The sequence below is a fragment of the Aliivibrio sp. S4MY1 genome (assembly GCF_028765545.1).
In the GTDB taxonomy this organism is placed as follows: Bacteria; Pseudomonadota; Gammaproteobacteria; order Enterobacterales; family Vibrionaceae; genus Aliivibrio.
In genome coordinates, this window is sequence record NZ_JARACP010000018.1 from 1 (window position 1) to 25,210 (window position 25,210).

The 25,210-nt window shown below is 38.5% G+C and carries 24 protein-coding genes; 9 read left to right on the forward strand and 15 right to left on the reverse strand.

The genetic code is table 11. The features are described from left to right. Nucleotides 1-356 precede the first annotated feature (356 nt). From clpB to rluD, 3 genes are all read right to left on the reverse strand, one after another. Nucleotides 357-2,942 carry an ATP-dependent chaperone ClpB gene (clpB, locus tag PVK71_RS16865; protein WP_130046819.1) on the reverse strand — a complete coding sequence of 862 codons (2,586 nt, stop codon included), beginning with the start codon at nt 2,940-2,942 and terminating at the stop codon, nt 357-359. Between the two features lie 95 nt (nt 2,943-3,037). Further along, complete coding sequence (gene pgeF, locus PVK71_RS16870) at nt 3,038-3,769, reverse strand: peptidoglycan editing factor PgeF (RefSeq protein WP_274420808.1); 732 nt, start codon at nt 3,767-3,769, stop codon at nt 3,038-3,040. Beyond that, nucleotides 3,770-4,744, reverse strand: coding sequence for a 23S rRNA pseudouridine(1911/1915/1917) synthase RluD (rluD, locus tag PVK71_RS16875; protein WP_130046820.1), 975 nt, complete (start codon nt 4,742-4,744; stop codon nt 3,770-3,772). It lies immediately after the preceding gene. 162 nt (nt 4,745-4,906) lie between these two features. Here rluD and bamD point away from each other — a divergent pair, with 162 nt between their 5' ends. The 4 genes from bamD (at nt 4,907) to yjjX (ending at nt 8,197) form a co-directional block, all read left to right on the forward strand. Next, nucleotides 4,907-5,632: an outer membrane protein assembly factor BamD gene (gene bamD, locus PVK71_RS16880; RefSeq protein WP_130044239.1), complete on the forward strand. Its 726-nt coding sequence runs from the start codon at nt 4,907-4,909 to the stop codon at nt 5,630-5,632. Between the two features lie 364 nt (nt 5,633-5,996). After that, complete coding sequence (gene hpf / locus PVK71_RS16885; protein ID WP_130044240.1) at nt 5,997-6,359, forward strand: ribosome hibernation-promoting factor, HPF/YfiA family; 363 nt, start codon at nt 5,997-5,999, stop codon at nt 6,357-6,359. A 120-nt stretch (nt 6,360-6,479) separates the two neighbouring features. Further along, a complete protein-coding gene (pheA, locus tag PVK71_RS16890; protein ID WP_130044241.1) occupies nt 6,480-7,655 on the forward strand; it encodes a prephenate dehydratase in 1,176 nt (391 codons plus the stop codon). 14 nt (nt 7,656-7,669) lie between these two features. Continuing rightward, complete coding sequence (gene yjjX, locus PVK71_RS16895; RefSeq protein WP_274420805.1) at nt 7,670-8,197, forward strand: inosine/xanthosine triphosphatase; 528 nt, start codon at nt 7,670-7,672, stop codon at nt 8,195-8,197. Here yjjX and trpR read toward each other — a convergent pair. Together trpR and sltY are read right to left on the reverse strand one after the other, a co-directional pair. Beyond that, nucleotides 8,151-8,468 carry a trp operon repressor gene (gene trpR, locus PVK71_RS16900; RefSeq protein WP_130046822.1) on the reverse strand — a complete coding sequence of 106 codons (318 nt, stop codon included), beginning with the start codon at nt 8,466-8,468 and terminating at the stop codon, nt 8,151-8,153. The genes yjjX and trpR overlap by 47 nt on opposite strands. A 68-nt stretch (nt 8,469-8,536) precedes the next feature. Further along, nucleotides 8,537-10,486, reverse strand: coding sequence for a murein transglycosylase (gene sltY, locus PVK71_RS16905; protein ID WP_274420803.1), 1,950 nt, complete (start codon nt 10,484-10,486; stop codon nt 8,537-8,539). Between the two features lie 166 nt (nt 10,487-10,652). Between sltY and ettA the strand changes: the two genes are divergently transcribed. The 3 genes from ettA to PVK71_RS16920 all read left to right on the forward strand — a co-directional run bounded on the left by ettA (nt 10,653) and on the right by PVK71_RS16920 (nt 13,834). Next, a complete protein-coding gene (gene ettA, locus PVK71_RS16910) occupies nt 10,653-12,320 on the forward strand; it encodes an energy-dependent translational throttle protein EttA (RefSeq protein ID WP_274420802.1) in 1,668 nt (555 codons plus the stop codon). Nucleotides 12,321-12,438: 118 nt separating this feature from the next. Then, a complete protein-coding gene (locus tag PVK71_RS16915; RefSeq protein WP_130044245.1) occupies nt 12,439-12,801 on the forward strand; it encodes a PilZ domain-containing protein in 363 nt (120 codons plus the stop codon). A 19-nt stretch (nt 12,802-12,820) separates the two neighbouring features. Next, nucleotides 12,821-13,834: a M23 family metallopeptidase gene (locus PVK71_RS16920; RefSeq protein WP_274420801.1), complete on the forward strand. Its 1,014-nt coding sequence runs from the start codon at nt 12,821-12,823 to the stop codon at nt 13,832-13,834. 57 nt (nt 13,835-13,891) lie between these two features. Here the strand turns inward: PVK71_RS16920 and tyrA are convergent, their stop codons facing one another. From tyrA to ffh, 7 genes are all read right to left on the reverse strand, one after another. Further along, complete coding sequence (gene tyrA, locus PVK71_RS16925) at nt 13,892-15,025, reverse strand: bifunctional chorismate mutase/prephenate dehydrogenase (RefSeq protein ID WP_274420800.1); 1,134 nt, start codon at nt 15,023-15,025, stop codon at nt 13,892-13,894. A gap of 6 nt (nt 15,026-15,031) precedes the next feature. Then, a complete protein-coding gene (locus tag PVK71_RS16930) occupies nt 15,032-16,105 on the reverse strand; it encodes a 3-deoxy-7-phosphoheptulonate synthase (protein WP_274420799.1) in 1,074 nt (357 codons plus the stop codon). A 213-nt stretch (nt 16,106-16,318) separates the two neighbouring features. Beyond that, nucleotides 16,319-16,672 (reverse strand): 50S ribosomal protein L19, encoded by a 354-nt coding sequence (rplS, locus tag PVK71_RS16935; protein WP_130044249.1) that lies wholly within the window; start codon nt 16,670-16,672, stop codon nt 16,319-16,321. A gap of 41 nt (nt 16,673-16,713) precedes the next feature. Beyond that, the gene (gene trmD, locus PVK71_RS16940; RefSeq protein ID WP_130044250.1) at nt 16,714-17,463 is read right to left on the reverse strand and encodes a tRNA (guanosine(37)-N1)-methyltransferase TrmD; all 750 of its coding nucleotides are present in this window, start codon (nt 17,461-17,463) and stop codon (nt 16,714-16,716) included. Between the two features lie 22 nt (nt 17,464-17,485). Further along, a complete protein-coding gene (gene rimM, locus PVK71_RS16945) occupies nt 17,486-18,013 on the reverse strand; it encodes a ribosome maturation factor RimM (RefSeq protein WP_130044251.1) in 528 nt (175 codons plus the stop codon). A 27-nt stretch (nt 18,014-18,040) separates the two neighbouring features. Next, complete coding sequence (gene rpsP, locus PVK71_RS16950) at nt 18,041-18,289, reverse strand: 30S ribosomal protein S16 (protein ID WP_130044252.1); 249 nt, start codon at nt 18,287-18,289, stop codon at nt 18,041-18,043. Between the two features lie 255 nt (nt 18,290-18,544). Further along, nucleotides 18,545-19,918, reverse strand: a complete 1,374-nt coding sequence (gene ffh / locus PVK71_RS16955; protein ID WP_130044253.1) for a signal recognition particle protein — start codon at nt 19,916-19,918, stop codon at nt 18,545-18,547. 151 nt (nt 19,919-20,069) lie between these two features. Here ffh and PVK71_RS16960 point away from each other — a divergent pair, with 151 nt between their 5' ends. Together PVK71_RS16960 and PVK71_RS16965 are read left to right on the forward strand one after the other, a co-directional pair. Beyond that, nucleotides 20,070-20,864, forward strand: coding sequence for a cytochrome C assembly family protein (locus PVK71_RS16960; RefSeq protein ID WP_130044254.1), 795 nt, complete (start codon nt 20,070-20,072; stop codon nt 20,862-20,864). A gap of 101 nt (nt 20,865-20,965) precedes the next feature. Further along, the gene (locus PVK71_RS16965; protein WP_274420798.1) at nt 20,966-22,237 is read left to right on the forward strand and encodes an HlyC/CorC family transporter; all 1,272 of its coding nucleotides are present in this window, start codon (nt 20,966-20,968) and stop codon (nt 22,235-22,237) included. 63 nt (nt 22,238-22,300) lie between these two features. Here the strand turns inward: PVK71_RS16965 and luxS are convergent, their stop codons facing one another. From luxS to gshA, 3 genes are all read right to left on the reverse strand, one after another. Next, nucleotides 22,301-22,819: an S-ribosylhomocysteine lyase gene (gene luxS, locus PVK71_RS16970; RefSeq protein ID WP_274420797.1), complete on the reverse strand. Its 519-nt coding sequence runs from the start codon at nt 22,817-22,819 to the stop codon at nt 22,301-22,303. 31 nt (nt 22,820-22,850) lie between these two features. After that, complete coding sequence (locus tag PVK71_RS16975) at nt 22,851-23,450, reverse strand: transglycosylase SLT domain-containing protein (protein WP_274420796.1); 600 nt, start codon at nt 23,448-23,450, stop codon at nt 22,851-22,853. 65 nt (nt 23,451-23,515) lie between these two features. Beyond that, entirely contained in the window at nt 23,516-25,081 is a 1,566-nt protein-coding gene (gene gshA, locus PVK71_RS16980; protein WP_274420795.1) for a glutamate--cysteine ligase, read from the reverse strand. Between the last annotated feature and the right edge of the window lie 129 nt (nt 25,082-25,210).

The following is a 25,210-nucleotide window of genomic DNA, read 5'->3' on the forward strand; positions in this document are numbered from 1 at the left end:
ATTTTGTTTATTATCACTTCGAAAAGTGAAAACAAACTAGTGATTATCAACTCACAAGTGCCCACACAGATTAATAGGTTTCAAATTTTTAAAGAGCAAACTTCAAACTTCAAGCCTTTCGACTTTCTCTTGAAGCGGACGGTTATAATAGTGATTTAAAATAATGTGTCAAGCACAAAATTAAACTAAATAACTAAGCTAACCTCACTAACTACTTATTGTTGATTTAACTCAACAACTCCGTGTCAGTGAGGCGGCATTATAGAGAGTCTTTCATTTCATGCAACTATTTTCGATAAAAAACATTAAAAACACGTTCAAGTGGTCACTTTTAATTCAGACTGCTTATTTACGCATCAAAAGTCGTCATTTTGAGTCGTAATCAATTGTCCATTCTTTACTTTAAGTTTAATCACTTCGCCTGTTCTTAGTTTTCCACTCAGTATATCCTGAGCTAGAGGGTTCTCTATATAAGTTTGAATTGCTCTTTTTAATGGCCTTGCTCCATAAACAGGATCAAATCCAGCTTCTGCAATTAAATTCAATGCATCGCTTGAAATCTCTAATTGGTAATCTTTTTCATTTAATCGTTTTTCCAAACGTTGTAGTTGTATAGAGGCAATATTCTTAATATGTTCTTGGCCTAACGGATGGAAAACAACGGTTTCATCAACTCGATTTAAAAACTCAGGTCTAAAGTGCTGGCCAACAACTTCCATTACCAACGCTTTAATTCCCTCATAATCTAGCTCTCCAAAATGTTGCTGGATTTTATCTGAGCCTAAATTAGAGGTCATAATGATCACGGTATTTTTAAAATCTACCGTTCGACCTTGACCATCAGTGAGTCGACCATCATCCAAGACTTGCAAAAGTATATTGAATACATCTGGATGTGCCTTCTCTACTTCATCAAGTAATAAGACCGAGTAAGGTTTACGTCTAACCGCTTCAGTTAAATACCCACCCTCTTCATATCCAACATATCCTGGAGGAGCGCCAACTAATCGAGCGACTGAATGTTTTTCCATAAACTCCGACATATCAATACGGACCATCGCATCTTCACTATCGAACATAAAGTTAGCTAATGATTTACAAAGTTCAGTTTTACCTACACCCGTTGGACCTAAAAATAAAAATGACCCTATTGGGCGGTTAGGATCAGAAAGCCCAGCTCGGCTGCGTCGAATGGCATTGGATACCGCTTCAACCGCTTCTCCTTGTCCTATAACTCGCTTATGTAGTTCACCTTCCATCTTTAATAGCTTATCTCTTTCCCCTTCAAGCATTTTATTAACAGGTATGCCCGTTTGACGAGAAAGAACCTCTGCGATTTCACTGTCTGTTACTTTATTCTTTAATAAGCTCATCTCTTGCATTTCAGCTTGAGCGGCTAGATCCAATTGCTTTTCTAACTCTGGAATACGCCCATATTGCAATTCAGACATACGATTCAAATCGCCCGCACGTCGAGCTATGTCCATATTGCTTCTTGCTGTATCTAACTCTGTTTTTATATGCTGAGTTCCAGAAAGTGCTGCTTTTTCTGCTTTCCAAACTTCTTCTAGTTCAGAGTAATCTCGCTCTTTCTCTCTTAATTCAAGATTTAATGAGTCTAAACGTTTTAAGCTAGCATCATCACTCTCTTTAACTAAGGCTTGTTGCTCTATTTTTAGTTGGATAATTTTACGATCAAGTTTATCTAGTGATTCAGGCTTAGAATCGATTTCCATTCGAATACTCGATGCAGCTTCATCGATCAAATCAATAGCCTTATCCGGTAATTGTCTGTCAGATATATAGCGATGAGACAATGTCGCTGCTGCCACAATTGCAGGATCGGTAATTTCAACGTGATGATGAATTTCATAACGCTCTTTCAATCCACGTAGGATAGCGATGGTATCTTCTACTGTAGGCTCATCCACTAATACCTTTTGGAATCTTCGCTCTAATGCTGGATCCTTCTCTATATATTGACGATATTCATCAAGAGTTGTTGCACCTACACAATGCAGATCACCACGAGCTAAAGCTGGTTTAAGCATATTTCCAGCATCCATTGAGCCTTCACCTTTACCAGCACCAACCATGGTATGAACTTCATCAATAAAGAGAATGATATTACCTTCTTCTTTTGCAAGCTCATTTAAAACCGCTTTTAATCGCTCTTCAAATTCACCGCGAAATTTAGCACCAGCGACTAGCGCGCCAATATCTAAAGACAATACTCTTTTATGCTTTAGCCCTTCAGGCACTTCACCATTAATAATGCGTTGGGCTAAACCTTCAACAATGGCTGTTTTACCAACACCTGGTTGACCAATAATGACAGGGTTGTTTTTAGTTCGTCTTTGAAGAACCTGAATTGTTCTACGTATTTCATCATCACGCCCAATAACAGGATCAAGCTTACCTTGCTCTGCTCGCTCAGTAAGGTCTACAGTAAATTTCTCTAATGCTTGGCGTTTTTCTTCTGCATTTTGATCATTAACTTTCTCACCACCACGGATCTCATCAATAGATTTTGAGATCTTCGCTTCAGTAAGCCCAAGTTCTTTAAATAAATTACCTAGTGGTCCTTTATCTTCAATAGCTGCAAGCATGAATATTTCAGATGAAATATAAGCATCTTTTCGTTGTTGAGCGATTTTGTCACACAGATTAAAAATAACACCCATGTTTGATGACAATTGTACGTCACCACCAATGCCTGTGACTTTTGGGGCTTTGTCTAGAATTTCAGATAGCTTAGAACGAAGTTGGGTTACATCAATATTAAGTAATGTCAGTAGTGGCCTAATTGTGCTGCCATCTTGATTTAAAAGAGCAACCATTAGATGAGTTGGCTCGATATATTGATGATCTTGACCCAATGCTAATGACTGAGCATCTGAAATGGCGATTTGAAATTTACTGGTAAATCGATCTAAACGCATAACCCTCTCCTAGAGAAGAAAAGTAAGTAACTATTACTTCTTAAATGGGGTTTAGTGCTGGAGAAATCAACTAATGGAAGAGGAAATAAAAAGGATTATTCAAACCAAATTAAGGTTGCTTGACGACCAGTTTTTCCCTCTTTTCGATAAGAGAAAAATTGTTCAGTATTTGAATAAGTGCAAAGGTTCGAGTAATGAACCTCTTTAACCCCAGCATTGTATAAACGCTGCGTAGCTAGTAATGCTAAATTCGCTAGCCATTTTTCTGAATGTTGGCTCGGTTTAAATGCCTTTAACGCTTCAGGATCTTTTTCACAAAATAAAGCTCTTACTTCCTCACCGACTTCAAATGCTTCAGGGCCAATGGCTGGTCCACACCATGCAACAAGTTCAGTAGAAGAAAAATGATTTACTGTATTTTCTAAAATACCATCAAGAAGGCCGCGCCATCCGGCATGAGCTGCCGCTACTTCTGTTCCTTCTTTATTGCAAATTACAACAGGCAAACAATCTGCTGTCATGACACAACATACTTGATTCGCTGTATTTGTATATGCCGCATCAACAGAAGGAGGGCTCACTGAATCTGAATTAGGAAGAGTAATGACTTTTGTCGAATGAATTTGATTTAACCACGTTGGTGCAGTCGGTAACTGCGCCAACGTAATCAGTTTTTCACGATTGAGCACAACATCATTGTGATTGTCACCAACATGGTCACCTAAATTTAAACTCGAAAATGGGGCTTTAGATACACCATTCAAACGAGTCGTACTAACTACGTTAATATTTTTAGGAGCAGACCATTTTGGTAACAATAACGACATTTAATACTCGTCCTCATGCAATAAACGCTCATCATCACGTAATGCTTGAGATAGAGCGATCATGTCATCAGGGATTGGCGCATGAAACTCCATAACCTCACCGGTCACTGGATGCTCAAAACGCAGCATTGCCGCATGAAGTGCTTGACGATCAAATCCACGGATCATGTCAATTAACTCCTGTGACGCACCTTTAGGGATACGAGCACGACCACCATAAGCAGTATCACCGACTAGTGGATGCTGTAGATAAGACATGTGCACACGAATTTGGTGAGTACGACCTGTTTCAAGACGTAAACGTAAACGAGTATGAATTCGGAAATGCTCAGCAACACGGTAATGTGTTACAGCATCTTTACCTAATTCATGAACTGCCATTAACGTACGCTTTTGAGGGTGACGTCCGATTGGTTTTTCAATCATACCGCCTGCCGTCATACGACCTAATACTACCGCCTCGTATTCACGAGTGATCTTACGTTTTTGTAGCGCACGAACCAAACGCGTTTGAGCTGGAACTGTTTTCGCAACAACCATTAATCCAGTCGTATCTTTATCTAAACGGTGAACAATACCTGCACGAGGTACCTCAGCAATGTTTGGATAATGGAATAATAACGCATTTAATACTGTACCATCTGGTGTACCAGCACCTGGATGAACCACAAAATCGCGAGGTTTATTGATAACTAATAAATCATCATCTTCATAAACAATATCAAGCGGAATGTCTTGAGCTAACCAACGCTCTTCATCTTCTAATTCTGCTTTAACTGTGATCTCTTCACCGCCCATCATTTTTAAACGAGCTTTAGTGATCACTTCACCATTAACGGTTATTTTACCCGCTAGTAGCCATTCTTTAATGCGTGAACGAGAAAAATCAGAAAACAACTCTGCTGCAGCTTGATCTAAACGCTGGCCTAATTGACTTTCTTTTACTGTACTTGTTAACTCTATTTGTTGTGCCATATCGAACTTTTTTTAAATTAGTGGTACTAATTACCAAACAAATACATCATATTTGGTATCATCAACACTGTAAGTGAAATAAACTATCGACCATTGTATCTGTTAACGACGCATTTCGTAATGGATAACTTCAGTTTTTTTAGTCAAGGATCATTTTCAAGCATGAAACGCTTAACACTTTCTTCATTATTAGCCGTCTCTTTACTGGTTGGTTGCTCAAGCAGTGATGATGTTATCCCTGATATCCCACCATCAGAATTATACGCTCAAGCCCAAGAGTCTCTACAAGCGGGTAATTGGACAAGCGCAACAGAACGTCTTGAAGCACTCGACTCTCGCTACCCTTTTGGTGCTTACTCCGAACAAGTTCAGCTCGACCTTATCTATGTATATTATAAAAATGATGATCTTGCATTAGGTTTAGCAACCATAGAACGCTTTAATCGTCTAAACCCAACGCACCCTAAAGCTGATTGGGTTTTATATATGCGCGGTCTAACGCATATGGCTCAAGACCGTAGCTTTATGCATGATTTATTTAGAGTCGATCGTTCAGATCGAGATCCAGAACCTGCTCGTGCGGCATTTAAAGATTTTAAACGCTTATTAGAACGCTACCCTGATAGTCTATATGCAGAAGATGCTCAGACTCGCATGTTTGCCTTGAAAAATCGCTTAGCTGATTATGAATTAGCAACCGCTGATTTTTATCTTCGCCGTGAGGCATGGATTTCAGCCATTAATCGTAGCCAAGAATTGCAACGAACCTACCCTGATACTGAAGCTGCGAGAAAGTCATTAACCATTATGTTAGCGGCTTATAAGGAATTAAAATTAGAAGATGCTATTGCTCGTACAGAAGAGCTTATTGCCTTGAATCCTCAGTAACTTATCAATTAGAAAACAAAAAACCGAACCTTAAAAGAAGGCTCGGTTTTTTTATGTCTGATATTTAACAAAGGATATGATCAAGTTCAAAAAACGGATGAGATTAAAAAATAACCATTAGAAACAAAAGGTTGAACTTAATCCCTAAAAACGAATGTTTTCAGCAATCAACCCTTTCAATCTACCTACTTTGGTCAATTCATCAAGTTTTTTTTCAATATAATTTCTCAGGCCTTGTTTGAGATCACATCAACATATCTAATTGGAAACACTATTAAGAATGGTGATCTAGATCACTTTATTTTTCACTCTGGATCCGTAATCTGAGTACATGCCAAACGGGGCAAGAGAGAGGAAAATCAATATGAAAGTAGAAATCACTGGTAACAACATCGACATCACTCCAGGCATCCGTGAACGTATTGAAGGGAAGTTTAAAAAACTAGAAGACAAAAGAAACCTAGACATTATTGGACGTCACGCTAGCGTTACAAAACGCGCAAATGGTAAACATAAGGTAGAAGCACAGGCGACTATCGCTGGTGGCAAAGTTGCCGCATCAGCCGAACAAGAAGATCTATTTGGTGCAATTAGAGAGATGTACCAAAAACTAGAACGCCAACTAGATAAGCTACAGCATAAAGGCGAAGCTCGTCGAGCAACACACGCTCAAGCTCCTGTAATTGAAGAGCCAGAAGTTGACTTAGAAGAGGAATACGAACAGTAATTAAATCGTCAACTCAAACGTTTTCTGAAACAGCGCTCATTTGAGCGCTGTTTTTTCTTGACGCAAACTTATCGATTCCTTATTGTGAATTAACTCTTAATTTACTAGGTTTGCATATTCATGACTGATACCCGTTATTCTCTGGATGAGATCCGTTTACGCCTTAATGAGCTTGATAATGAGCTATTAACTCTTTTTTCTGAGCGCCGTAAACTCAGTCTTGAAGTCGCTAAAAGTAAAGTTCAAACCTCAAAGCCTGTTCGTGATCCAAAGCGTGAACAACAATTATTGGTTAAGCTAATAGAGAATGGTAAGGCATTCGATCTTGATGCTTATTATATTACTCAGCTGTTTCACACCATTATTGAAGACTCCGTTCTACTTCAACAAGAGTACTTTCAAAATCTAGCAAACCCTGAATTAAGCAGAAAACCAATTGCACGAGTTGCCTACCTTGGCTCTAAAGGCTCTTACTCAAACTTAGCAAGTCGTCGTTACTTCAGTAAAAAGAACATTGAGCTTGCTGAATTAGGCTGTGAGAATTTTAGAGAAGTAATAAAAACAGTCGAATCAGGACATGCTGATTACGGCGTATTACCAATTGAAAACACAAGCTCAGGTTCAATAAACCAAGTTTATGATTTACTGCAACATACTAGCTTATATATTGTTGGTGAACTGACTCAACAGATAGATCATTGCTTATTAACCACCACAGAAACTTCTCTTGAATCGATTAAAACACTTTACTCTCATCCACAACCGCACGAACAATGCAGTGAGTTTTTAAATCGTTTAGATAATGTAGAGCTTATTTCATGCGCAAGTACTGCTGATGCAATGATTACAGTGAAAGAGTTAAATTCACCTGAAGTGGCTGCTATAGGTAACTCTGATAGTGGTAAACTTTATGGCCTTCAATCCTTAATCACCAACATATCAAACCAAACAGAAAATCAAACACGCTTTATTGTCGTAGCAAGAAAGCCAGTTGATGTGTCAGAACAGATCCCAGCAAAAACCACGCTTATTATGTCAACCTCTCAAGATGCAGGTTCGTTAGTAGAGTCTCTATTAGTTCTTCGTAAATATGGAATTAATATGACAAAATTAGAATCTCGCCCAATTATGGGAAATCCTTGGGAAGAGATGTTCTATATTGATTTACAAGCACACTTAAAATCAGATGCAATGAGTGCTGCTATCGAAGAACTGACCTCTATCACCCAATATCTAAAAGTTCTTGGTTGCTACCCTATTGAAAATGTAACGCCAACAACAATCCCTTTAACTTAATAATGAGGCATTGTATGGATGTTATTATTAGTTCATTAAATCCAGCAAAGATTAGTGCAGTAGAAGCAGCGTTCAATCAAGCGTTTCCAGATACTGTATTTAACTTTATTGGTGTATCCGTTGATAGTGGCGTACCAGATCAGCCGATGAGTTGCATAGATACGAAGCAAGGCGCTATAAATAGAGTTAATAATGCAAAAATACAACATCCTAATGCTGAGTATTATGTAGGCTTAGAAGCTGGTATAGAGGGAAATTCAACTTTTGCTTGGATGATTATTGATAATACTAAGCAAGTGGGAGAGTCTCGTTCATCAAGCTTACCTCTTCCTCCTGCTGTAATTACAGCAGTAAATCAAGGAAAGGAGCTTGGTGATGTAATGGATGAACAATTTAATACTGATAATATTAAACAAAAAGGAGGGGCTATTGGTCTATTAACCAATAACCTACTAACAAGAAGTTCAGTCTATCAACAAGCGCTGATTCTTGCTCTTATTCCTTTTCTTCATCCTGAGCGCTTTTTTGAAGTAACGTCATAAGCCATTCTTTTTCATCTTGAGTATGGCTTTTTAATTCATTTGAGCCTCGAGTGATCGTTGCTACTCCCACCCCTAATAACTGGCTAATTTGTCTTTGGCTTAACTCCCCTTGTAGCAACTCATGACATATATTCACTCGGGCAATTAATGCTTCACGTTCATCAGGCGTCATCAACATGGTTAATAAAGATTGATGCTTATCTTGCTCTGCAGCATTAGCTATCAATGTCATCACCTGTGACCAATCTGAATATTTTGCTGAACCTGACATAAATTCCTCATTACACTAATAAAAAAGGGGACACTTAGGCCCCCTACTTTATGATCATTCAGAAATAATTAATACTCTAAATTCAGTTCTTTCTCTGATAAGAAACTGCCTTTTTCGCCTAACAAACTGCGATAGTAGGTTTCAAACATCAAAATATTTTGTACATAACCACGGGTTTCTTTAAATGGAATCGCTTCTATAAAAGCATAAGCGTCTAATTTTTCATCCGATACCGCTCTCCATCGTTTCACTCGATGAGGCCCGGCGTTATAACCAGCTAATGCAAAAATACGGTTACCATCATAATCATCTAACAATCCTTTCAGGTAATTTGAACCTATATGAATGTTTACATCGACATCATTAAGGCTATCTACCCCTTCATATTTGTCATAATCAATCTTCTTCGCCGTATACTTTGCCGTTGCTGGCATAATTTGCATTAAACCACGTGCACCAACTGGAGACTGTGCTTCTGCATATAAACCGCTTTCTTGTCTAGAAAGAGACATTAACGTAATTTTGTCTAATCCAAGTTCTTTACTGTAATGCCCAAACCACCACTGATGCGCAATAGGGAAACGTAAACTTAAATATCCCCACATTCTGCCTTTAATGGTCGCAAGTACCGTGAAGTGATGCCAACGATGCTGAGCCGCATAACTCGCAAGCTCTTTCACTTCATTTTTAGATGCTCTATTAAGTAAATATTCCCACTCGCTTTTCGCTGTTGGGATCTCATCAATAGCTATCAGTTCTTTAATACGTGCAAGTTCAACCTTATATTTATCCTTTACTGGTTTAATATTTTTAGGTGCTACGTCCATCGGATACTGAATTGGCTCTCCTAAAATATTAGCAGCAGCGACACTATAAAAATTACGTTGTCCCAATAGCTTTCTTAATCGTTCATCAGCTTTAGTCTGCTCACCGTTTTCGCTGTCGATGCGAGCTATCCAGAATTGCCAACGTAATGACGCTTTACTTTCAGGACTTAAGTAACCAATCCATTTATCAACGTCATTCCAATCAGCGGCTCGAATAGCTACACGGATCCTACGTTCAATAAACGAATCTTCAGGATGGTTTTCAAGTTGGGCATCTCGCCATTGTGCTAATTCATCTGAATTTGTCGACATAATACTACTGACAATTCGATGTGTAATCTTCACTTGTTCGTCTTTAGAATATTTCTGCTTTTTTGCAATTTTAGGTAACATATCAATCGCTTTTTCTGGATTAATACGTCCTTCTCTTTCCATCGCGATCAGCGTTAATTTTTTAGTAAAATCAGACAGTTTATTCTTATTAGAAAAAGACAGTAATAAATCAGGATCATTAAATAACGTAACGATTTCTTTAGCTTGTGCTTTAGATTCATCTGACTTCAACATTTTTTCTAGGTATGGAAATAGCGTGTTATTACGAGCCTTATACACAAGAAGCATACGTTCAATGATCAAGTCATCCGTTAACTTTCCCGTATCAGACCACGCTTTAAATAAATCATCACACTCATAGGTAACAGAATTACCCGTAAGCCATAACTGTTCAGCTCCCTTCCAAGCTAGCGCTTTATCACCAATCTCATTTTTAGCTTGATAGTAATAACACTTCAAATTAGTGCTGCTTGGCTCTTGAGGAAAAAAATCCAAAAATTCAGACCAACGCTCATTCAAACCTAATACAACTAAATACTGATATGACAATGAATTTCCAATAGGAAGCGTTTGATTATTATGTATAAACAATCGAATATCATCAGGCGTCTTTGAGCTAAGATCCATTCGCAACTGACGATAATCTAAATATGGTGCAAGTGGGTAATCCTTTAAATTGGCTCTCACTACCTCATATTGATCAAATTTTTTATCCTTTAGCAACTCCTTTGCTTCTTGATATTCAATGCGTGATTCATCTATTGATAATGCTTCTACGGAGTGTACACTCAGCCCAATGCACAACGCAGCCATCATTCCTAACTTATGTTGTGTATATTTAATTGATTTTTTAAGCACCTAACCTTCCAACCTTTTTTACAGACGTACTGATATGAGCGTAAATAAGCGTCTCATTTCTTCCTTTCACTACTTATATTACCCTAGTAACTGCTAGAATGAGTGTTAAACTATGTATCATAAATAGTAAAATGATATTTCCGTTAACCTACTCTAATAAGTGATTATGGCTGAATACGTATATACAATGTCACGAGTGAGCAAAATTGTTCCTCCTAAAAGACAAATCCTGAAAGACATTTCTCTTAGCTTCTTCCCTGGTGCAAAAATTGGTGTTCTTGGCCTAAATGGTTCAGGTAAATCAACATTACTTCGCATCATGGCAGGTTTAGATACCGATATTGATGGTGAAGCGCGTCCACAAGCTGGATTGAATGTCGGCTACCTACCACAAGAGCCTGTACTTGATGAATCAAAAACAGTACGTGAAATCGTAGAAGAAGCGGTTTCTGATGTTGCAGGTGCACTAACTCGTTTAGATGCTGTTTATGCGGCTTACGCTGAAGAAGGTGCTGATTTTGATGCACTAGCGAAAGAGCAAGGTGAACTTGAAGCACTTATTCAAGCAAAAGATGGTCATAACCTTGAGAATGCATTAGAGCGTGCCGCGGATGCATTACGTCTTCCTGAATGGGATGCAAAAATTGAATTCCTATCAGGTGGTGAGCGTCGTCGTGTTGCTATCTGTCGTCTTCTTTTAGAAAAACCAGATATGTTGCTTCTTGATGAACCTACCAACCACCTTGATGCTGAATCTGTTGCTTGGCTTGAGCATTTCCTTGTTGATTATTCAGGAACCGTTGTAGCGATTACCCACGACCGTTATTTCCTTAATAATGCAGCAGGTTGGATCCTTGAACTTGACCGTGGTGAAGGCATCCCATGGGAAGGTAACTATACTTCTTGGCTTGAGCAAAAAGACGACCGTCTAAAACAAGAAGCATCAAAAGAGAACGCTCGTCAAAAAACGATTGAGAAAGAACTTGAATGGGTTCGTCAAAACCCTAAAGGTCGCCAAGCGAAATCTAAAGCGCGTATGGCTCGTTTTGAAGAACTACAAAATACAGATCACCAAAAACGTAATGAAACAAACGAACTGTTCATTCCGCCAGGTGAGCGTTTAGGTGACAAAGTTCTTGAAGTGAACAACCTAACTAAATCGTTTGGTGATCGTGTTCTGATTGATGATTTATCATTCAGTATGCCAAAAGGGGCTATCGTAGGTATTATCGGTGCCAATGGTGCAGGTAAATCAACACTGTTCAAAATGTTAAGTGGTGCTGAAACACCTGACTCAGGCACAATTGAGTTAGGTGAAACGGTTAAACTCGCATCTGTTGACCAGTTCCGTGATTCTATGGACGACACTAAAACGGTTTTCCAAGAGATCTCTGAAGGCGCTGATATCATCAAGATCAATAACTTTGAAATCCCAGCGCGTGCATACTGCTCTCGTTTTAACTTCAAAGGCAATGATCAACAAAAAATCATTGGCGATCTGTCTGGTGGTGAACGCAACCGTGTTCACTTAGCGAAGCTGCTTAAAACAGGCGGTAACGTATTACTACTCGATGAACCTACCAATGACTTGGATGTTGAAACACTACGAGCACTAGAAGAAGCTCTACTTGAGTTCCCTGGTTGTGCAATGGTTATCTCGCATGACCGTTGGTTCCTAGACCGTATTGCAACTCACATTCTAGATTATCGTGATGAAGGTCAAGTGAACTTCTTCGAAGGTAACTATACTGAGTACAGTGATTGGATTAAGAAAACATTAGGCGCGCAAGCGGCTGAACCTCATCGTATTAAATACAAGCGTATGACTAAATAAGTAATAACGATTATTTGATACTTATCATAAGGGCCGCATTAAAGCGGCCTTTTTATTAGACTTACAGAAAACCAGATATCATACTTAGGGATTAAACTTATAATATAAGGATCATATTATGATTGAACGACGTAAATTCTCACGTGTCGTGTACCAAGCAAACATCACTCTTCAACAAGATGATAAACAATGGAAAGGGACTTTAGTTGATTTATCCTTGCATGGATTACTTATCAATTTAGCAAATAGCGAAGAGATAAAAGAAAAAAACGAGATTAACGTACAATTCACACTAAATGAGAGTGATATTAATATTAGTGCTGAATGCAAACTAATAAATAAAACAGATAACACGCTAAGACTCTGTATAAGCCACATAGATATTGATAGTATTAGCCACCTTAAACGTCTAGTAGAACTCAATGTTGGAAATAGTGATTTATTATTACGCCAACTCTCTGAGTTAACCACCTTAACCTAAAGCAAATAAGTTTATTCCTATGCCTGATAAAATTCGAATTTCCGTTTCACATAATAAAGGAACGCGTTTTTTCGCTATTTCCCAAAAACGGAAAAAACTTGTTATTTTATCTTTGCTACTTGGGGTAGGTTCATTCTCTCTGAGTGGTTTTGGTCTTCACTATTTTTACCAAAAACAGCTAACTTCTGAATTGGCTATCGCTCAACTTCAAGTACAGAACAATGAACTTAATCAGTTAATTATTGAAAATAACAATAACAATCACGAATTAAATCAACAACTTGAAGCTAAAGAAAATGAGTTCTTAGTGATTAGTCAAAGAGTTGAGGATGTAGAATCCGTTCTTGGTCTTCAAGAGCAGTCAGAAGACGAAAATTTATTAGCCGAAAAAACATTAGAACAACGTTTAGATGTCGCAGCCATTGACTCTGCGGTTCGTGCCACGATGTTCCGTTTAATCCCCAATGACACACCACTTGATTTTATTCGTAACTCTTCTAGTTTTGGAAAAAGAACAAATCCAATATCAGGTAAAAGACAACGTCATTTAGGGTTAGATCTAACTTGCAAGCGCGGCACGGAAATTTATGCCCCTGCCGATGGTGTCGTTGAACTGGCTCGAGCAAGTAAAAAAGGCTACGGTAATTTATTAAAAGTTCAGCATTCTTTTGGCTTCATGACCATGTATGCTCATTTACAAAAATTTAAAGTTCGTTCAGGTCAGTTTGTTAAGAAAGGAGAATTGATTGCAACTTGTGGCAATTCAGGCAACTCAACCGGCCCTCACCTACATTATGAAGTACGCTTCCTTGGACGAGTTCTCAATCCACAATCATTTATTGATTGGACACCTGAAAAATTTGAAAGTCTATTTGAAAAAGAGCGCAGCGTTAAGTGGACACCGCTGGTTGAAATTATTAACAACGTTGTGAAATTACAACTAAAACTTACTCAAAAACCCACAATTGAGCAAGTTGAAGCAATTAACACCGTAAAAACAGAGTTACAAACAGTAAAACAGTTAACTCAATAAAATATTAATAGCATCAAATAAAAAAGGTGAGCAAGTGCTCACCTTTTTTATGGTTAATTAACTTCGTTCTCTATGAATAGAGTCATTCGCCTGTCTTAGTAAGCCTTTACTTTCAATTAAAAACTGCTCAGCATAATCACCAAACCAATGCTCAACTTCTTTAAAATTATCAATAAAGCCTTCACGATTATGATTTTCTAATAATGAGATTGCATCACCAAAACGCTGATGGAATCGTTTTATCATATCAATATTGTCTTCTGATGAAAGGATAATATCCGCGTATAAATTAGGATCTTGAGCAAACAAGCGGCCTACCATTAATAGCTCTAAACGATAGATTGGTGAACTTAAATTAAGTAGCTGTTCAATGTCTGGATTTTCTTTAGCAAGATGCTGCCCATAAGCAAAAGAAGTAAAGTGACGCAAAGCTTGAATTAACGTCATACCATGATCATGCTCAGAGGCTGAGATATCACGAACAATCGCTCCCCAAATTTCAAACTGCTGTTTAAGCCAGCTGTAATCTTCTTTATTACGCCCATCGCACATTACAATAACTTGTTTGGCTAAACTAGGGACATCAGGTCCAAACATTGGATGTAAACCAACAACAGGGCCTTTATGAATCTCCATCATTGCTTGCAGTGGTTTTTTCTTTACTGATGTCAAATCACATAAAATACAGTCTTCAGCCAATCCAGAGAGCTTATGGATAACATCAACGGTTAAGTTAATTGGAACAGTAACAACGACCATTCCTGCATCCTTTAAAATTAGCTCGGAGTTATCCCAATCTTTACTACCAAGAATACGAACCTCGTAACCAGACAAAGCAAACATTTTGGCAAATAAACCACCAAGTTGACCATGACCACCAACGATAACAATAGGTCTTAATTCTGGTCTTAAACATTTGAAACCTGAGTCATTTTCACTGCTATAAGATTCACGCATTGTGCGGCGTAAGATATCTTCAATTAAGGATGGCGGAACCCCTTTATTTTCAGCTTCTTGTCGTCTTGAAGCTAACATAGCTGCTTCTCGACTTGGATCGTAAATAGGCAATCCATGGGCACTTTTTACTTCACCGACCTGTTCAACCAAGTGCAGTCGCTGAGATAAAAGATCCAACATTTGTTTATCTACCGCATCAATTTGATCGCGTAAATGACTCAGTTCTACCGCCATCGCATTCTATCCTTTTAAACGCTCTTCCAACATTGGAGTTAAATCTTTGTGAGTATGGCGTAATAGTGCCTCAGTTGAATCCCAATTGATACAAGCATCGGTGATAGACACCCCATATTTCATCTCTGATAATGGAATATCTGAAGGTTGATTTCCTTCGTTTAAGTGGCTTTCAATCATTAAACCAATGATTGATTTATTGCCTTCTCGAATTTGATGGATCACATCTTCAGCAACCAATGGCTGACGACGATAATCCTTACGTGAATTTGCATGACTGCAGTCAATCATTAGTGCCGCATCAAGATTTGACTTAGCTAACTCTTCTTCACACTCTGTCACCGATACCGAGTCATAATTCGTTTGTTTACCACCGCGAAGAATCACATGGCCATTAGGATTACCTTGGGTTGTTAATAATGCAACTTGACCTTCACTATTAATCCCCATAAAACGATGACTAGAAGCCGCTGCCTGCATGGCATTAATTGATGTAGATAAACTACCATCCGTGCCATTTTTGAAACCAACAGGAACTGACAAACCACTTGCCATCTCACGGTGTGTCTGAGATTCAGTAGTACGAGCACCAATCGCAGCCCAACTAAATGTATCACCAATATATTGTGGACTAATTGGGTCAAGCGCTTCTGTTGCTAATGGAATTTCCATTTCAGCCAAATCAACCAGAAGCTGTCTTGCAGAATGTAAGCCATAATCAATATCAAAAGAACCATCTAAATGAGGATCATTAATCAAACCTTTCCAACCAACGGTTGTTCGTGGCTTTTCAAAGTAAACTCGCATAACAATATAAAGCTGATCTTTAAGATCTTCCGCGATCACCTTTAAACGTTTTGCATATTCTTTCGCGGCATCGATATCATGAATAGAGCAAGGACCACATACGATTAATAAACGGTGATCTTTTTTATGAATAATATTAGAAATGGTCTGACGAGACTGTTGAATAAATTGGCGAGCATTATCGCTTAATGGAATTTTATTTTTTAGTTCTTGTGGTGTGATAAGTACTTGCTCATCACTAATATTAATATTGCTTAATTCACTTTTTTTCATACTCTACACCTGTAAACTTTTATTTCCATTAATAGTCTTTTTAGACAAGTAGAAATAATTTAACATTTATAGAATAAAAATCAATTAGTGTAATAAAATAAATACAAAAAAACCATGATGTAAAGTATTGATTACACCCTAATGTAGGTATAAAAAAAGGTGCGCTGATAACAGCACACCTTCATAGCACATTTGAGAACGTTCTCGTGTGCGTTACTTTTTAGCCAGCTTCTCTTTGATACGAGCTGATTTACCAGAACGCTCACGTAGGTAGTACAACTTGGCACGACGTACTGCACCGCGACGTTTAACTTCGATGCTGTTTACAACTGGAGAGTGTGTTTGGAACGTACGCTCAACACCTTCACCGTTAGAAATCTTACGTACAGTGAACGCAGAGTGTAGACCACGGTTACGAATAGCGATTACAACGCCTTCGAATGCCTGTAGACGCTCACGGTCACCTTCTTTAACTTTAACCTGAACTACTACAGTGTCACCTGGAGAGAATTTAGGTAGGTCTTGTTTTAGTTGCTCATCTTCAAGAGCTTTAATGATGTTGCTCATTTTTGTATATCCTAGAATAAACTGATACTAAATTTACTTAATTACTTACTGTTCTGGCGTTCTTCACGAACAAACTCAGCCAGTAATAATTCCTGTTCGTCAGTCAGAGCTAGATTTCCCAGGAGCTCTGGTCTTCTTAGCCAAGTACGGCCTAACGATTGTTTCATTCGCCAACGAGCGATATCTTTATGGTTTCCAGATTTAAGTACACTAGGTACTTCCTTACCATCCAAAACCTCAGGTCTTGTATAGTGTGGACAATCTAACAAACCGTCTGCAAAAGAATCTTCTTCAGCGGACGCGAAATCACCTAATACACCCGGAACAAACCGAGATACAGAATCAATCAGCGTCATAGCAGGGAGTTCCCCACCTGTAAGCACAAAATCCCCAATTGACCATTCTTCGTCAACTTCAGATTGTATTATGCGCTCATCTACTCCTTCGTATCGGCCACAAATCAGAATTAAATTCTCATTTGTTGCCAACTCCTCAACGCCTGCTTGATTCAGCGTTCTGCCTTGAGGTGAAAGGTAAATCACTTTCGTTTTGCCTGGTGCTGCTTGTCTGGCTGCGGTAATGGCATCGCGCAAAGGCTGTACCATCATTAACATACCAGGGCCACCACCATAAGGTCGGTCATCAACAGTGCGATGTTTATCATGAGTGAAATCTCTAGGATTCCATGTCTCAATAGATAAAAGACCTTTTTTAATTGCTTGGCTAGTTACCCCAAAATCGGTAACCGAACGGAACATTTCAGGAAATAGGCTAATAACGCCAACCCACATGTGCCCTCGCTTTACCTAGGGATTAGAACCCAGGATCCCAGTCAACTTCGATCCGTTGAGCTTCACGATCAATTAATTTGATCACTTGCTCATCAATAAAAGGAATCAATCGTTCCTTTTTACCAAAAGCATCTTTCAGGTTTGCTTTGACTACAAGAACATCGTTTGATCCGGTTTCAAAAATGTCGTCAACAACACCAAGACCGTAGCCTTGCGTTGTAACCACTTCCATACCAAACAATTCACGCCAGTAGAACTCATCTTCTGACAGCTCAGGTAGTACATCTGCTTTAACTGCAATTTCTAGGTTAGTATAAGTTTGAGCTTCTTCTCGAACCTCTAACCCTTCCAGTTTGCACACCAAACCTTTATGACGTTTCCAGCTTTCGACTGAAAACTCGACCCACTCACCTTTAACTTGGATAAGCCAAGGCTTGTAATCGAAAATGCTTTCAGGTTGATCTGTAAAGGAAACTACTTTCAACCATCCACGAATACCATAGGAAGCACCAAACTTACCTATAACAATAACTTCGTCTTGCTTACTCATAAATTCTTTACCTTTAACCAACTAATATTAAGCCGCTTTTTTAGCGTCTTTAACTAGCTTAGCTACACGATCAGAAAGACCAGCGCCTTGCTCAACCCAGTGACCAACACGATCAAGATCTAGGCGTAGACCTTCTTCTTGACCTTGTGCTGTAGGGTTAAAGAAACCTACTTTCTCAATGTAACGACCAGTTGATTTAAAACGGCTGTCCGCTACTACGATTTGATAAAATGGACGCTTCTTAGCGCCGTGACGTGCCAAACGAATGGTAACCATATCGTCCTCTTTTGCTTTGTATAAAAATTAAATTGGCCCAAAAAGATGAATTTTTGAGCCCTCGTGCCAAATTAAAGCCCCGGAATTTTACTCTTATAGAGTTTCAATGCAAGGGATTTAGTTACTTTTTCACCAATTATTTTTGTAATTGATGAAAAAATTGGGAAAAAAAAGTGCGCTAGGTTATGTTTTTCACTAAATTAGCTTGTCGCACTTAATTATATAACTTTTAGGATATCATCAGTTTAATGAGCGTTAGCGACCAAGGCCACCCATCCCGCCCATTCCACCCATCATTCCTTGCATATTACGCATCATGCCTTTCATTCCACCCTTCTGCATTTTTTTCATCATTTTCTGCATTTGAGTAAATTGTTTTAGCATACGGTTCACATCTTGCACTTGAACACCAGAACCTGCTGCAATACGCTTTTTACGTGATCCTTTGATGATTTCTGGACGTTCACGTTCTTTCATTGTCATGGAATTAATAATCGCTTCCATTTGATTGAACATCTTGTCATCAACTTTATCTTTTACATCACTTGGTAGCTGAGACATGCCTGGGAGCTTATTCATCATTCCCATCATGCCGCCCATGTTTTTCATTTGACCAAGCTGTTCGCGGAAATCTTCTAAATCAAAGCCTTTTTTCTCTTTGAATTTTTTAGCTAATTTCTCTGCTTTCTCTTTATCAACGTTCTTTTCAAGATCTTCAATTAAAGAAAGAACATCGCCCATTCCCAAAATTCGAGAAGCAATTCGTTCTGGGTGGAACGCTTCAAGTGCATCGGTTTTTTCACCTACACCTAAAAACTTAACTGGCTTACCTGTGATATGACGAACAGATAAAGCGGCACCACCACGAGCATCACCATCTATTTTAGTTAAAATAACACCGGTTAATGGTAAAGCATCACCAAAGGCTTTAGCGGTATTCGCCGCATCTTGACCTGTCATTGCATCAACAACAAACAGGGTTTCAATCGGATTCACATGAGAATGAAGCTGTTTGATTTCATCCATCATTTCAGTATCAACAGCTAAACGACCGGCTGTATCCACGATAACAACATCAAAAAACTTCAATTTTGCATGCCCAATTGCAGCATCGACGATATCAATTGGCTTTTGATCTGCACTTGATGGGAAGAAGTCAACATCAACCTCTCCTGCTAACATTTCTAGCTGTTTGATCGCCGCTGGACGGTAAACATCGGCAGAAACAACAAGTACTTTTTTCTTATCACGCTCTTTTAATAATTTAGCAAGTTTACCTGTACTGGTTGTTTTACCTGCACCTTGTAAACCCGCCATTAAAATAACCGCTGGCGGCTGACATGCTAAATTTAAGGCTTCATTTGATGCCCCCATCACGGCTTCAAGTTCAGATTGAACAATCTTTATGAACTCTTGTCCTGGTGTTAAACTTTTTGAAACCTCAACACCAACCGCGCCTTCTTTTACACGCTTAATAAAATCACGAACTACAGGTAAAGCTACGTCGGCCTCTAATAGAGCCATGCGCACTTCACGCAGTGTTTCTTTTATATTGTCTTCTGTTAATCGACCTTTACCACTGATATTTTTCAGGGTTTTGGATAGTCTATCCGTTAAATTATCAAACATATTCCTGCGCCTACTTTGCGACCATTTCTCGATTATACCTAAATCTGAGACGTTATAATGAAAATTTTTTATCCTAACTGAATCACACCTACCGAGATTGCCCTCTAAAGGGTATAATCAAAATGTTGATAAACTAAATGATCAGTGAATTATGGATACGATTACAGCAATCAGTGCTGCACTTTTTTACTTTCTTGCTTTAGGGTTTGTGATCCCAGGCCTAGCTGGCCAAAATAAGATCCAAACAAATGTAGTACTGATTTGTGCTTCACTTGCTTTACTTCTGCACGCCTGGCAATTAAAAGAATTGATCCTAAATAGCTTTGGGCAAAATTTAAGTATTCTTAATGTGGCTTCTCTTATTAGCTTTATTATATCGCTAGTAATGAGTGTTTCTATGCTCAAGTTTAGAGTGTGGTTTATTTTGCCCGTCGTTTATAGTTTCTCTGCAATTAACTTAATCGCAGCGACTTTTTTACCAGGGGCTTTTATTACTCACTTAGAGTCTCATCCAAGTTTATTAATTCATATTTCTTTAGCACTGTTTGCCTATTCAACGTTAATGATCGCAACACTTTATGCCTTACAACTTGCTTGGCTCGATCATAAACTAAAAAGTAAAAAGTCATTAATGTTAAATCCAAACCTTCCACCATTAATGATGGTTGAACGTCAGCTTTTCAAGATTATTTTAGTGGGTTTATTACTACTGACACTTACATTAATGACAGGCTTCACATTTATTCAAGATATGTTCGCTCAAGGTAAGGCTCATAAAGCAATCCTTTCCTTCATTGCTTGGGTTATTTATGCTGTATTAACTTGGGGTCATTATCAACGAGGTTGGCGTGGTCAAAAAGTATTATGGTTCAGTTTATCTGGGGCATTTTTACTGACTCTGGCTTACTTTGGCAGTCGTTTTGTTCAAGAGGTTGTTTTAACTTAAATTGTAGTAATCGCTCACTTTTGGCATTCAAACTTGACAGACTGATTACCAGATTAGATAAATAACCTTTAGTTACCCTTTAAAATCGAGGATCAAGACACTTGGACGACATATCAACCGGCGCCCTATTTACTTTATTAGCTATACTTATTGTTATCTCTGGTTACTTCTCAAGCTCTGAAACGGGCATGATGTCGTTAAACCGCTATCGTCTAAAGCACCTATCCAATCAAGGCCACAAGGGTGCAAAGCGCGTTGAAAAGTTACTGAGTCGTCCTGACCGCCTTATTGGCTTAATTCTTATCGGTAATAACCTTGTTAATATCCTCGCTTCTGCAATCGCTACAATTCTTGGTATGCGCCTTTATGGTGATTATGGTGTGGCTATTGCCACTGGTGTGCTAACTCTTATCATCCTTGTTTTTGCTGAAGTCACACCTAAAACCCTTGCGGCAATGTATCCTGAGCGAGTCTCTTACAGCAGCAGTATCGTATTAAATGTTTTAATGAAGATACTTTCTCCTCTCGTTATTTTAGTTAATATTATCACCAATGGTTTTCTTAAACTGTTAGGCCTTGGGGCTGACCATAATGATAAAGACAATCTGAGTTCAGAGGAGCTTAGAACTGTTGTGCATGAAGCTGGAGGGTTAATCCCGCGTCGTCACCAAGATATGTTAATTTCCATTCTGGATTTAGAGCACGTAACCGTAAATGATATTATGGTGCCGCGCAGTGAGATTACGGGGATTGATATTAATGATGATTGGAAATCTATCTCACGTCAATTGGCTCATTCTCCTCATGGCCGTATTGTCCTATACCGTGATCAAATCGACGAAGTCGTTGGCATGTTACGCTTACGAGAATCTTATCGATTAATGCTTGAGAAAAATGAATTTACCAAGGAAACCTTATTGCGAGCAGCTGATGAGATATATTTCATCCCAGAAGCAACGCCATTAAATACACAATTATTAAAATTCCAACGCAATAAAGAACGTATCGGCTTAATTGTTGATGAATATGGTGATATCCAAGGCCTAATCACATTAGAAGATATTTTGGAAGAGATCGTGGGTGAGTTCACTACCTCAATGGCACCAAGCCTAGCTGAAGAAATTACACCTCAGCCCGATGGTAGCTTTATGATAGAAGGCAGCGCCAATATCAGAGATATTAATAAAGGGTTAAAGTGGGATTTACCTACCGATGGACCAAGAACGTTAAATGGCTTAATTCTTGAACACCTAGAAGAAATACCTGAAGCTGAAATTAATCTTGAAATTGACCAACACAATATGGAAATCGTAGCAGTAGAAGAAAATAAAATTAATTTAGTGAAAGTATTTCCAAGCCCTGAAGACAAATAATACATAAAAAAAAGCCCGTATTAGATAACACTAATGCGGGCTTTTTAGTTGTTAATTTTAAAATTAATCAACCGATAACTCTTTCAACATTGAATCTGGTAATGCTAATTCATCGTTTTTATTTACTCGAATACCTGATGCTAAAATAGTGCTCGCAATCACTTTTGCTTCTTCTAATGAATGCATAGTGTAAGTACCACATTGGTATTCATTAAGTTCTGGTATCTTATTTTGTGCTTCTACTTTTAAAACATCTTCCATTGATGCAATCCACGCATTAGCAACGGTTTGCTCTGCTGGCGTACCAATCAAGCTCATGTAAAAACCAGTACGACACCCCATTGGCGAAATATCTATAATTTCAACCTCTGAACCATTTAGATGATTACGCATAAAGCCTGCGTATAAATGCTCTAAAGTATGAATGCCTTTTTCAGATAATATATCTTTGTTTGGTGCTGTAAAGCGTAAATCAAACACAGTAATCGTATCACCTTTTGGGGTTTGCATTGTTTTTGCAACACGAACCGCTGGTGCTTCCATACGAGTATGATCTACAGTAAAACTATCTAATAGTGGCATATTCTAATCCTTTAATTTATGAAATGATGGCTTACCACCACCAACTACTTTGTCGTTCAAGTTCGGCTTTACATTGTTTTAATTGCCAGCCATACGTTTTTGCTTGAGATTCGACCTTACGAGCTATCTTAATCAATTGTGGTTTTCTTTGATAGCTTTTACGCTTATAACCACCACGACCTTCATGATAAGCAAGATATTGGTTATACGGGTCCCACTTTGAGATCCCTAATTGTTTTTGCGTACCATCAGTATACCAACCTATAAACATGATGGCGTCATCAAAACTACTGCGAGATCCTCCACCGGTTGCTTCTTCATACTCTCCCCATACTGGGTCTTGAGCTTGTGCATAACCATAAGCTGAACTTGGACGACTCCATGGGATAAACCCTAGTAATTGAGTTCTTGGTGGCCTTACCGTTGCTCTGAAGCTACTTTCTTGTTTCATAATAGCCATGGCTACATTTATTGGGGTTCCATATTCTTCAGTCATGTCTTTGGCATCATCATACCAACCACTTTTCTCTCGAAAAATATCACATAAGTTGTCTTGTTTTGTTGGGGGAGTTGTCGCACATCCCGTTAATACTGAAAAAGTAACAGCAACAATGACTAATTTGTAATTCATAAATTCACTCAAAAAAAAGCACCGCTATTCATAGAATAACAGTGCTATAAGTTTCTTATTAATAATTACTTTAAATAACTAAAGTAATTACTTAAATATTCAGAAAAAGAGAGCGTATCTTTCGCTTCAATATCTTTCTGTGCTTGAATAGAACGCTCAACCTCAGCATCTAACTCTTCTTTAGTATAATAGCCATATTGATGATTAAGATGAGTTTCGCGGTGTTGAACCGCAAGGTCACACCCTATTTTACCAATACCACCACCTTTTTTAGTCTCTGCAAGTAAACGACCTGAGATGGTTAACTCTGGATCTTCAATCATTGCTATTAAACGTTGGTGAGTTTGTTGGTATTCATCATCTCCATTTGCAGCGTCCATTTTTTTAGCGATAACCAGTAAATCATCAAATACTCGCTCAGCCCATGCTTTTTGAGTTAATCGTTCACCTTGGCAACCAATCTTCAGTTCTAAGCCTGGTTTACGACCTTTTTCAATGATCTTATTCCAATTATCTTTCCAACATGCCATTTCACTGTCATTCATTGGGGCTGAATCAGTCAACACTGCCCATGTTAAAAATAAGTCTAAGAAACGGACTTGGTCTTTATCAACCCCTACAGAGCTGAATGGGTTTACATCTAATGAGCGAACTTCTATGTATTCTACGCCATCTCTTTCTAGTGCTTCTGATGGCCTTTCGCCATTTTTAGCAACACGCTTAGGGCGGATTGGGGCATACAGCTCATTTTCGATTTGCAGTACATTTGCATTTAATTGAACGTGCTTATCACCTTCTTTTAAACCAATTTTTGCAAATTCTTCTGATGGTGTCCGTATTGCTTTATTTAAACCATCAACGTACTCACTGACGCTGTTTAAACTGATTTTCAAATCACTTTGTGAATCATTGGTATAACCAAGATCACTTAATCGTAAAGACGTTGCATAAGGAAGATAAAGCGTATTCCCTAATGTTTCAAACTCCATTGCCGTTTCACGGCCTTGAATAAATGAACTACACAGTGCTGGAGACGCACCAAAGAAATACGGAATTAACCAGCCAAAACGATAATAGTTACGGATCAAACCAAAGTAAGCATCTGATACTGACTCTTTTCTTTCATTTTCAGATTGCTTACCAAACAATTCATCCCAAAACTCTGTTGAAAATGAAAAGTTAAAATGCACGCCCGAGATCACCTGCATCACACTACCATATCGGCGTTTTAGTCCTTCACGGTATGTCGTTTTAAGCTGCCCTACATTTGATGAGCCATACTGCGCAAGCGTAATATCGTCGTCATGAGTAACAAAACATGGCATAGATAGTGGCCAAAGCTTTTCTTCACCCATATGTGAAACCGTATAATGGTGCACATCTTCAAGTTGTTGGATTACCGTATCTACGTCATTCGATACAGGTGTAATAAACTCTAGTAAAGACTCTGCAAAATCAGTGGTTATGTATTTATGCGTTAATGCTGAACCGACACCTACAGGATGTGGCTTCGACGAAAGTGAAGCGCCTAAAGTAAATCGTAGGGTCTCTCTTTCAATTCCTCGACCCGCTTTCTTAAAGGCCTTAGGATTGGAAGCGACTTTCTGTAATCGGTTGATAAATTCGGTCAAAATACAATCTCGCTATTGAGGTAAGTTCAACATCATAATGTTGATTTATATCCTGAGATACTAACAAATTTTAATGAGACTTGGATACGAAAAAAAACGGCGATATTTTTTATATATTGCCGTCTTTCT

Bases quoted from the DNA above. Each gene is read 5' to 3' on its own strand.
- PVK71_RS16960 (WP_130044254.1), top strand. From the start codon at position 20,070: ATGGATACGATTACAGCAATCAGTGCTGCACTTTTTTACTTTCTTGCT.
- pgeF (WP_274420808.1), bottom strand. From the start codon at position 3,769: ATGTCGTTATTGTTACCAAAATGGTCTGCTCCTAAAAATATTAACGTA.
- ettA (WP_274420802.1), top strand. From the start codon at position 10,653: ATGGCTGAATACGTATATACAATGTCACGAGTGAGCAAAATTGTTCCT.
- PVK71_RS16930 (WP_274420799.1), bottom strand. From the start codon at position 16,105: ATGAAAAAAAGTGAATTAAGCAATATTAATATTAGTGATGAGCAAGTA.
- clpB (WP_130046819.1), bottom strand. From the start codon at position 2,942: ATGCGTTTAGATCGATTTACCAGTAAATTTCAAATCGCCATTTCAGAT.
- pheA (WP_130044241.1), top strand. From the start codon at position 6,480: ATGACTGATACCCGTTATTCTCTGGATGAGATCCGTTTACGCCTTAAT.
- PVK71_RS16975 (WP_274420796.1), bottom strand. From the start codon at position 23,450: ATGAATTACAAATTAGTCATTGTTGCTGTTACTTTTTCAGTATTAACG.
- tyrA (WP_274420800.1), bottom strand. From the start codon at position 15,025: ATGGCGGTAGAACTGAGTCATTTACGCGATCAAATTGATGCGGTAGAT.
- ffh (WP_130044253.1), bottom strand. From the start codon at position 19,918: ATGTTTGATAATTTAACGGATAGACTATCCAAAACCCTGAAAAATATC.
- hpf (WP_130044240.1), top strand. From the start codon at position 5,997: ATGAAAGTAGAAATCACTGGTAACAACATCGACATCACTCCAGGCATC.
- luxS (WP_274420797.1), bottom strand. From the start codon at position 22,819: ATGCCACTATTAGATAGTTTTACTGTAGATCATACTCGTATGGAAGCA.
- yjjX (WP_274420805.1), top strand. From the start codon at position 7,670: ATGGATGTTATTATTAGTTCATTAAATCCAGCAAAGATTAGTGCAGTA.
- rluD (WP_130046820.1), bottom strand. From the start codon at position 4,744: ATGGCACAACAAATAGAGTTAACAAGTACAGTAAAAGAAAGTCAATTA.
- PVK71_RS16920 (WP_274420801.1), top strand. From the start codon at position 12,821: ATGCCTGATAAAATTCGAATTTCCGTTTCACATAATAAAGGAACGCGT.
- rpsP (WP_130044252.1), bottom strand. From the start codon at position 18,289: ATGGTTACCATTCGTTTGGCACGTCACGGCGCTAAGAAGCGTCCATTT.
- trpR (WP_130046822.1), bottom strand. From the start codon at position 8,468: ATGTCAGGTTCAGCAAAATATTCAGATTGGTCACAGGTGATGACATTG.
- rimM (WP_130044251.1), bottom strand. From the start codon at position 18,013: ATGAGTAAGCAAGACGAAGTTATTGTTATAGGTAAGTTTGGTGCTTCC.
- trmD (WP_130044250.1), bottom strand. From the start codon at position 17,463: ATGTGGGTTGGCGTTATTAGCCTATTTCCTGAAATGTTCCGTTCGGTT.
- bamD (WP_130044239.1), top strand. From the start codon at position 4,907: ATGAAACGCTTAACACTTTCTTCATTATTAGCCGTCTCTTTACTGGTT.
- rplS (WP_130044249.1), bottom strand. From the start codon at position 16,672: ATGAGCAACATCATTAAAGCTCTTGAAGATGAGCAACTAAAACAAGAC.
- PVK71_RS16915 (WP_130044245.1), top strand. From the start codon at position 12,439: ATGATTGAACGACGTAAATTCTCACGTGTCGTGTACCAAGCAAACATC.